We start from the raw sequence: 9,286 nt of genomic DNA, 5'->3' as shown, positions 1-9,286 counted from the left end.
GCGGCAATAGCGCGGTGGTCCCACCTGACCCCATGCCGAACTCAGAAGTGAAACGCCGTAGCGCCGATGGTAGTGTGGGGTCTCCCCATGCGAGAGTAGGACACTGCCAGGCATCAAATTAGTGTGCTGATATGGCTCAGTTGGTAGAGCGCACCCTTGGTAAGGGTGAGGTCCCCAGTTCGACTCTGGGTATCAGCACCACTTTATTTAAAGTGGGTTTAGAAGTTCGGCAAAAAGAATTAAAAGAATTTGCTTGGCGGCAATAGCGCGGTGGTCCCACCTGACCCCATGCCGAACTCAGAAGTGAAACGCCGTAGCGCCGATGGTAGTGTGGGGTCTCCCCATGCGAGAGTAGGACACTGCCAAGCATCAATTAAGCCGAGAGGCCATCCGAAAGGATGGCCTTTTTGCTTTTCAGCATTTGCCCGATAACGGTGCTTCATCCCCCTAGGTTCTCAGCAATGAAACATTTTCACCTTACCGTTGAACACTCGACATTGAGCCAAAAAAACGCTATCTTCGGGCATCTAGAAGTCTAAACGTATAAACGGATGTGTGAGGATTAAGCAATGCCGATTCGTGTTCCTGATGAGTTACCTGCAGTCAGTTTCTTGCGCAATGAGAATGTCTTTGTGATGACATCCTCTCGGGCAAAAACACAGGAAATCAGGCCGTTGAAAGTACTGATCCTCAACCTGATGCCAAAGAAGATCGAGACGGAAAACCAGTTTTTGCGTCTACTTTCCAACTCTTCGCTGCAAATTGACATCCAGCTGCTGCGCATCGACAGCCGTGAGTCGAAGAACACGCCGGCGGAGCATCTGAACAATTTTTACTGTGATTTTGAAGACATTCAGGATCAGAACTTCGATGGCCTGATCGTGACCGGCGCGCCGCTGGGGTTAGTTGATTTCTGTGACGTTGCCTACTGGCCGCAGATAGAACGCGTTATCGACTGGGCGAAGAACCACGTCACCTCCACGCTGTTCGTGTGCTGGGCGGTCCAGGCCGCGCTGAATATCCTCTACGGCATCCCGAAGATGACGCGTGAGGAGAAGCTCTCGGGCGTTTATCAGCATCAGACATTGCAGCAGCATGCACTGCTGACTCGTGGCTTTGATGAGACCTTCCTGGCACCGCATTCACGCTATGCGGACTTCCCTACAGAGATTATTCGTCAATACACGGATCTGGACATTCTGGCCGAGTCGGAGCAAACCGGGGCTTATTTATTCGCCAGCAAAGACAAGCGACTGGCATTTGTGACAGGCCACCCTGAATATGATGCGTTGACGTTAGCGGGGGAGTATTGTCGCGATAACGAGGCCGGCCTTAACCCTGTCGTTCCGCTAAACTACTTCCCCGATGATAACCCCGAACTCACTCCAAAAGCCTCCTGGCGCAGCCATGGCCATCTGCTGTTCGCCAACTGGCTGAACTACTATGTCTACCAGATCACGCCGTACGATCTGCGCCATATGAACCCCACTCTCGAGTAACGTTTTTTACCTTTACCGGCGGCTGAATCGAGGCCGCCGATGTCTTTCCCTCCTGGCCAGAACCCATTTTCCACTCCAAATTCTCAATAAAATCCATTCATTAACAAACACTTATTTTATATTCTGATATTTAATGGAACCGGTTTCCTTGTCGGTTAAATTCGTTATTCAAATTAACTTATTGATAATTATAGGTTAATAAAATATTTAATATTAAAATGGAAATCGTTTTTGATTTTTATTTTTAGTTGAGTATTCTTAGATCCAATGGGGTTGAGATCTGACCAGCCGAGATCGTTTTGCATGCCCTGATCCACATTGATTTCTGATGAAGAAGCGCCTGTCTTCTGGCGACGGCGGGTGCGCAACAATGGGAAGGAGTAAGACAATGACGCAACAGATAGTAGGCACGGAGTTAACGTTTACGCAGGGTTTTACCGCTGCTGAGCGACAGGTGTTAACGGATGACGCGGTCGAATTCCTGGCGGAACTGGTGAGTAAATTTACTCCACAGCGCAACAAGCTATTGGCTGCGCGCGCCTGCTGGCAGCAGAAGATCGATCAAGGCGATCTTCCTGGATTTATTTCGGAAACCACTTCCATTCGTGAGAGTGAGTGGAAGATCCTGGGTATTCCCGATGATCTGCGCGACCGCAGGGTAGAAATCACCGGGCCGGTTGAACGCAAGATGGTGATCAATGCCTTGAACGCCAATGTGAAGGTGTTTATGGCCGATTTCGAAGACTCGCTTGCACCTAGCTGGGACAAAGTGATCGAGGGGCAAATCAACCTGCATGATGCGGTGAACGGCACCATCTCCTATACCAACGAAGCCGGAAAGATTTATCAGTTGAAGCCAAACCCGGCGGTATTGATCGCCCGTGTACGCGGCCTGCATCTGCCGGAGAAACACGTGCAGTGGCAAGGGGAAGCGATCCCCGGCGGCCTGTTTGATTTCGCACTGTATTTCTTTCACAACTACCGCCAACTGCTGGAAAAAGGCAGCGGCCCTTACTTCTATCTGCCGAAAACCCAGTCCTGGCAGGAAGCGGCCTGGTGGAGCGAGGTATTCAGCTTTACCGAGGATCGCTTTGATCTGCCGCGCGGCACCATCAAAGCCACGGTACTGATTGAAACGCTGCCGGCGGTCTTCCAGATGGATGAGATCCTGTATCACCTGCGCGACCATATCGTCGGGTTGAACTGCGGTCGTTGGGATTACATCTTCAGCTACATAAAAACGCTGAAAAACCATGCTGACCGAGTGTTGCCGGATCGTCAGTCGGTCACGATGGACAAATCGTTCCTCAGCGCCTATTCCCGCTTGCTGATCAAAACCTGCCATAAACGTGGCGCCTTCGCGATGGGCGGCATGGCAGCGTTTATCCCGAGCAAAGACGCCGAGAAAAATGCCTGGGTGCTGAACAAGGTGCGGGCTGATAAAGAGCTGGAGGCCAATAACGGTCACGACGGCACCTGGGTGGCGCACCCAGGGCTGGCGGACACCGTGATGGAAGTGTTCAGCCGGGTACTCGGCGAGCGCCGCAACCAGTTGGAAGTGCTGCGTGAAAGCGATGCGCCGATCAGTGCCGCGCAGCTGCTGGAGCCTTGCGACGGCGAGCGGACCGAAGCCGGTATGCGTGCCAACATTCGCGTGGCGGTGCAATACATCGAGGCCTGGATCTCAGGCAACGGCTGCGTACCGATTTACGGGCTGATGGAGGATGCGGCGACGGCAGAAATTTCCCGTACCTCGATCTGGCAGTGGATCCACCATGAAAAATCCCTCAGCGACGGCCAACTGGTCACCAAAGCGCTGTTTCGTAAGATGCTTGCCGAAGAAGTTCTCGTTATTCAAGAAGAACTCGGTGAGCAACGTTTCAGCCACGGGCGTTTTACCGAGGCCGCGCGCCTGATGGAGAAAATCACCGTTTCAGATGAGCTGATCGATTTCCTGACATTGCCCGGCTACGAATTACTGGCCTGAAAACATTCCTGAACATTAACCCTACATTATTGAAAAGGATAAAAATTATGTCTACCTCACGTACTCAACAGATTCAACAGCTGGAACAGGAATGGAAATCGGCCCGCTGGAAAGGCATCACTCGCCCGTACAGCGCCGAAGACGTGATCAACCTGCGTGGCTCAGTCAACCCGGTTTGCACTCTGGCGCAGAACGGCGCTGCCAAACTTTGGGATCTGCTGAATGGCAAATCACGTAAAGGCTACGTTAACTGCCTGGGGGCGCTAACTGGCGGCCAGGCGTTGCAGCAGGCCAAAGCGGGCGTCGAGGCGATTTACCTGTCTGGCTGGCAGGTGGCGGCGGATGCCAACACCGCGACCGCGATGTACCCGGACCAGTCGCTGTACCCGGTGGACTCGGTGCCGACGGTGGTTGAGCGCATCAACAATACTTTCCGCCGCGCCGATCAGATCCAGTGGTCCAACAAGATTGAACCGGGCAGCAAAGGTTACACCGATTTCTTCCTGCCGATCGTCGCCGATGCGGAAGCCGGCTTTGGCGGCGTACTGAACGCCTACGAACTGATGAAAGCGATGATTGAAGCCGGTGCCGCCGGGGTGCATTTCGAAGACCAACTGGCGGCGGTAAAAAAATGCGGCCATATGGGTGGCAAAGTGCTGGTGCCAACCCAGGAAGCGATCCAAAAGCTGGTTGCCGCGCGTCTGGCAGCCGACGTACTCGGCGTGCCAACGCTGGTGATTGCGCGTACGGATGCCGATGCGGCTGATTTGCTGACATCCGATTGCGATCCTTACGACAGCGAATTCGTTTCCGGTGAACGCACCGCCGAGGGCTTTTTCCGCACCCATGCCGGCATCGAACAGGCGATCAGCCGCGGGCTGGCCTACTCCCCTTATGCGGACATGGTGTGGTGTGAAACCTCAACCCCGGATCTGCAAGCGGCCAAGCGTTTCGCCGACGCGATCCATGCCAAGTTCCCGGGCAAGCTGCTGGCCTACAACTGCTCGCCGTCGTTCAACTGGAAAAAGAACCTGGACGATCAGACTATCGCTCGCTTCCAGGAAGAGCTGTCCGCGATGGGCTACAAATACCAGTTCATTACCCTGGCCGGCATCCACAGCATGTGGTTCAACATGTTCGATCTGGCACACGCTTATGCGCAGGGTGAAGGCATGAAACACTACGTCGAGAAGGTGCAAGAGCCGGAATTCGCCGCCGTTGCGCGTGGCTACACCTTTGCCTCACACCAGCAGGAAGTGGGCACCGGCTACTTCGATAAAGTCACCACCATCATTCAGGGTGGCGCATCCTCGGTGACCGCGCTGACCGGTTCGACGGAAGAGCAACAGTTCTGATGGAACTGCGCTGATAACGGGTATTCCGGAGCCTGCTTATGCAGGCTCTGTTTTCTGGCGGGAGGTAAGGATGGCGGCAAAACTGGAGTTGTTGATCGCACAGACGATCCTGCAGGGCTTTGATGCGCAATACGGCCGTTTCCTCGAGGTGACCGCCGGCGCGCAGCAGCGCTTTGAGCGGGCGGATTGGCCTGCCGTACAGCAGGCGATGAAAAAGCGTATCCATCTGTATGATCATCATGTCGGTCTGGTGGTGGAGCAACTCAAGTGCATCACCGGGCAAAAATATTTTGATGCGGATTTCCCTTGCCGGGTGAAAGCGGTCTATACCGATCTGTTGCCGGAGTACCCGCGTTTTGAGATTGCCGAGAGCTTCTTCAATTCGGTCTATTGCCGTCTGTTCCGGCACCGCGATCTGACGCCGGAAAAGCTGTTTGTTTTCAGTTCGCAGCCGGAAGGGCGTTTTCGCGACATCCCGCGCCCGCTATCGCGCAATTTTACCGCCGGCGGCGACGTCCCGGCGATGCTGCACACCCTGCTGACCGATTTACCCCTGCGCCTGCCGTGGGAGAACTTGCCGCGCGATATTCATTACATCACCCTGGCATTGCAGCAAAGCTTCAGTGCACAGCAACTGGCGGGGGCAACGTTCCAGATCGCCAATGAACTGTTTTATCGCAACAAGGCCGCCTGGCTGGTTGGCAAACTGCGGTTGCCAGACGGCGTTTATCCTTTCCTGCTGCCTATTCATCACAGCGATTCCGGCGCGCTGTTTATCGACACCTGCCTGACCAGCAAGGCCGAGGCCAGCATCGTGTTCGGCTTCGCCCGTTCGTACTTCATGGTTTATGCACCCTTGCCGGCGGCTATGGTCGAGTGGCTGCGCGAGATCCTGCCGGGTAAAACCACCGCCGAGTTGTATATGGCGATTGGCTGCCAGAAGCACGGTAAAACAGAGTGTTACCGCGAATACCTTAGGTTCATGGCCCGCTCGCAGGAGCAGTTCATCATCGCGCCAGGGGTTAAGGGCATGGTGATGCTGGTGTTTACTCTGCCGTCGTTCGATCGGGTGTTCAAAGTGATCAAAGATCAGTTCGCACCGCAAAAAGAGGTGACGCAGGCGCAGGTGATGGCCTGTTACCAACTGGTGAAAGAGCACGATCGCGTCGGGCGTATGGCGGATACCCAGGAATACGAGAATTTTGTCGTCGACAAGGCGCGTCTCAGCCCGGAACTGTTGGCGGAGTTGCAGCGCGAAGTGCCGGGCAAGCTGGAGGATCTGGGCGATCGCGTCGTGATCAAGCATCTGTATATGGAAAGGCGCATGACGCCGCTGAACCTGTATCTGGAGCAGGCCAGTGAGCAGCAGATACGCGATGCGATTGAGGAGTACGGCAACGCCATCAAGCAACTGGCGGCGGCCAATATCTTCCCCGGCGATATGCTGTTCAAGAATTTCGGCGTGACCCGTCACGGGCGGGTGGTGTTCTACGATTACGATGAAATTTGCTACATGACCGAGGTGAATTTCCGCGATATCCCGCCGCCGCGCTATCCGGAGGACGAACTGGCCAGCGAGCCGTGGTACAGCGTGTCGCCGAACGACGTGTTTCCGGAGGAGTTCAGGCATTTCCTGTGTGGCGATCGACGCATTCGCCAAGTGTTTGAAGAGATGCACAGTGACCTGTTCGAGGCCGACTACTGGCGCGGGTTGCAACAGCGTATCCGCGATGGACATGTGGAAGATGTGTTCGCTTACCGCAAGAAGCGGCGTTTCAGCCAGCGCAGCGGCACGGCGCTGCCCGCGACATCCGCCACCGCGTAGAGGCGCGGCAAGCCGCGCCCGATACGATTAAGCCACGGCACCCGCAACGGCTGCGCGCGCCAATTCGGTGATGCGCGCGTAGTCGCCGTTTTCCAGCGCATCCGCCGGCACCAGCCAGGAGCCGCCGATGCACAGCACGCTTTTCAGCGCCAAATAGTCGCGGTAGTTACCCGGTGAAATGCCACCGGTGGGGCAAAAGCGCACCTGCGGGAACGGGCCGCCGATCGCCTGCAGCGCTTTCACGCCGCCGTTGGCTTCCGCCGGGAAGAACTTGAACTCGCGCAGGCCATAATCCATACCCAACATCAGTTCAGACACGGTACTGATACCGGGAATTAACGGGATCGAACCGGCGGTGGCCGCTTTCAGCAACGCGTCGGTCAGGCCCGGGCTGATGGCGAACTGTGCGCCGGCGTCGGTCACCTGCTGCAACTGCTGAGGGTTAATCACGGTGCCTGCACCGATAATCGCGTCCGGCACTTCCTGGGCAATGGCGCGGATCGCGTCCATCGCGCAGGCGGTGCGCAGCGTCACTTCCAGCACCCGCACGCCGCCGGCGACCAGGGCTTTTGCCAGCGGAACCGCATGTTCGAGCTTGTTGATGACGATCACCGGTACGACCGGCCCGGCCATCAGGATTTGCTCTGCGCTTGTCTTCCAATTGTTCATTAACGATGTTCTCCAGTTATGGCCGCCGCGGCCATGCTAACGATTAAAATTTGATGCAGCAGGCACCTTGTTCAGCGCCGGAAAGCTGGCTGCGCAAGGCACCGAACAGTTCGCGGCCGCAACCGACGTGTTCCGCGCTCAGGTCCGGCTGAGAAGGGGCGCGCTGCGCCAGCACATCGGCATCGACCAACAACTCCAGCTCGCCGGTGCGGCCGTTAACGCGGATCGGGTCGCCGTTTTGCACTTTCGCCAGCAGGCCCCCGGTGTAGGCTTCCGGAGTCACGTGGATGGCGGAAGGCACCTTGCCGGAAGCGCCGGACAGGCGGCCGTCGGTCACCAGCGCCACCTTGAAACCGCGATCCATCAACACGCCCAGCGGCGGCATCAGCTTGTGCAGCTCCGGCATGCCGTTGGCCTGTGGCCCCTGGAAGCGCACGACCACCACGCAGTCGCGGTCCAGTTTGCCGGCCTCGAACGCCGGTACGATGTCGTGCTGGCTTTCGAAGACTACCGCCGGCGCTTCGATAATCTGATTGTCGGTCGGCACCGCCGAGGTTTTCATCACCGCCCGGCCGAGGTTGCCGGAAAGCACCTTGGTGCCACCGTGATGCTCGAACGGTTGGGCAAGGCTGGCGATAACCTTGGCGTCGAGCGAACTTTCCACCCCTTCACGCCAGGCCAGTTGGCCGTTATCCAGCCACGGCTCCTGGGTGTAACGCGCCAGGCCAAAACCGGCCACGGTGTGCACGTCCTCGTGCAGCAGGCCATGCTTCAAAAGCTCGCGTACCACCAAGGCTACGCCGCCCGCAGCCTGGAACTGATTGATGTCTGCCGGGCCGTTCGGGTAGATACGGCACAGCAGCGGCACCGCATCCGACAGTTCTGAGAAATCGTCCCAGTTGATGATGATGCCTGCGGCGCGCGCCATCGCCACCATGTGCATGGTCAGGTTGGTGGAGCCGCCGGTGGCCAGCAGCGAAACAATGCCGTTCACCACCACTTTCTCATCCACCAGTTGGCCGACGGGCAGATAATTGCCGGCGGTTTCGGTCAGGCGGGTGACCTGGCGTGCGGCGGCGTCGGTCAGCGCGTCGCGCAGCGGCGTGGCCGGGTGAACAAAGGACGCGCCCGGCAGGTGCAGACCCATCACTTCCATCACCATCTGGTTGGTGTTGGCGGTGCCGTAGAAGGTGCAGGTGCCGATGCCGTGATAAGAGGCGGCCTCCGCTTCCAGCAGCGCCAGGCGGTCAGCCTTGCCTTCGGCGTACAGCTGGCGCACGCGCACTTTCTCTTTGTTCGGCAGACCGCTGCTCATCGGGCCGGCGGGCACAAACAGCGCCGGCAAATGGCCGAAGGACAGAGCGGACATCACCAGACCCGGCACGATTTTGTCGCAGATGCCGAGGAACAGCGCACCGTCGAACATGTTGTGCGACAGCCCGATGGCTGAAGACATAGCGATTACGTCGCGGCTCATCAGCGACAGCTCCATGCCGTCCTGCCCCTGGGTCACGCCGTCGCACATCGCCGGTACGCCGCCGGCTACCTGGCCGACAGCGCCTACCGCGTGCAGCGCCTGTTTCAGCCGCTGTGGGTAGTTCTCATACGGCTGGTGGGCGGAAAGCATGTCGTTATAGGCGGTGATGATGGCGATATCGCTGCGCACCATATTTTTCAGCGCGGTTTTGTCATCCGGCTGGCAGGCGGCAAAGCCGTGCGCCAGGTTGCCGCAGGCCAGTTGGGCGCGGTGCACGGTTTGGGAGCGGGCGGCCTCGATGCGCGCCAGATAGGCGGTTCGGCTCTCTTTGGAGCGTTCGATGATGCGCTGTGTGACACGAGATAGGGTTGGATTAAGCATACCTTCCTCACATTGCTGTTGTTATTGACGTCGCCAGTGGCGCTGCCCCCGGGGGTTGATTGCAGCCCTGATGTGCAATGACCGGGGGCGGGT

At 57.3% G+C, this 9,286-nt stretch carries 6 protein-coding genes, 1 tRNA gene and 2 rRNA genes; 7 read left to right on the top strand and 2 right to left on the bottom strand.

Going from position 1 to position 9,286, the window contains the following annotated elements:
* From rrf (ACTJJ1_RS18835) to aceK, 7 genes are all read left to right on the top strand, one after another.
* Positions 1-112: ribosomal RNA gene (rrf, locus tag ACTJJ1_RS18835) — 5S ribosomal RNA — on the top strand; the annotation flags it as partial.
* Positions 113-125: 13 nt separating this feature from the next.
* Positions 126-201: transfer RNA gene (locus ACTJJ1_RS18830), tRNA-Thr, on the top strand.
* A gap of 51 nt (positions 202-252) precedes the next feature.
* Positions 253-368, top strand: a 5S ribosomal RNA gene (rrf, locus tag ACTJJ1_RS18825).
* A 201-nt stretch (positions 369-569) separates the two neighbouring features.
* Positions 570-1,499 carry a homoserine O-acetyltransferase MetA gene (gene metA / locus ACTJJ1_RS18820; protein WP_004948912.1) on the top strand — a complete coding sequence of 310 codons (930 nt, stop codon included), beginning with the start codon at positions 570-572 and terminating at the stop codon, positions 1,497-1,499.
* 388 nt (positions 1,500-1,887) lie between these two features.
* On the top strand, positions 1,888-3,486 hold the full coding sequence (gene aceB, locus ACTJJ1_RS18815) for a malate synthase A (RefSeq protein WP_004948910.1): 1,599 nt from the start codon (positions 1,888-1,890) through the stop codon (positions 3,484-3,486).
* 47 nt (positions 3,487-3,533) lie between these two features.
* The gene (gene aceA / locus ACTJJ1_RS18810; RefSeq protein ID WP_004948909.1) at positions 3,534-4,841 is read left to right on the top strand and encodes an isocitrate lyase; all 1,308 of its coding nucleotides are present in this window, start codon (positions 3,534-3,536) and stop codon (positions 4,839-4,841) included.
* A gap of 70 nt (positions 4,842-4,911) precedes the next feature.
* On the top strand, positions 4,912-6,666 hold the full coding sequence (gene aceK / locus ACTJJ1_RS18805) for a bifunctional isocitrate dehydrogenase kinase/phosphatase (RefSeq protein WP_004948906.1): 1,755 nt from the start codon (positions 4,912-4,914) through the stop codon (positions 6,664-6,666).
* 27 nt (positions 6,667-6,693) lie between these two features.
* Here aceK and ACTJJ1_RS18800 read toward each other — a convergent pair whose 3' ends face one another.
* Both ACTJJ1_RS18800 and edd read right to left on the bottom strand, forming a co-directional pair.
* Positions 6,694-7,335, bottom strand: a complete 642-nt coding sequence (locus ACTJJ1_RS18800; protein ID WP_004948904.1) for a bifunctional 4-hydroxy-2-oxoglutarate aldolase/2-dehydro-3-deoxy-phosphogluconate aldolase — start codon at positions 7,333-7,335, stop codon at positions 6,694-6,696.
* Positions 7,336-7,378: 43 nt separating this feature from the next.
* Positions 7,379-9,193 carry a phosphogluconate dehydratase gene (gene edd / locus ACTJJ1_RS18795; RefSeq protein WP_004948899.1) on the bottom strand — a complete coding sequence of 605 codons (1,815 nt, stop codon included), beginning with the start codon at positions 9,191-9,193 and terminating at the stop codon, positions 7,379-7,381.
* Positions 9,194-9,286: the final 93 nt, after the last annotated feature.

Origin of the sequence: Serratia sp. 22264, assembly GCF_052045345.1 — a bacterium.
Classification (GTDB): Bacteria; Pseudomonadota; Gammaproteobacteria; order Enterobacterales; family Enterobacteriaceae; genus Serratia; species Serratia plymuthica.
This window is presented reverse-complemented; position numbering and strand designations above follow the sequence as displayed.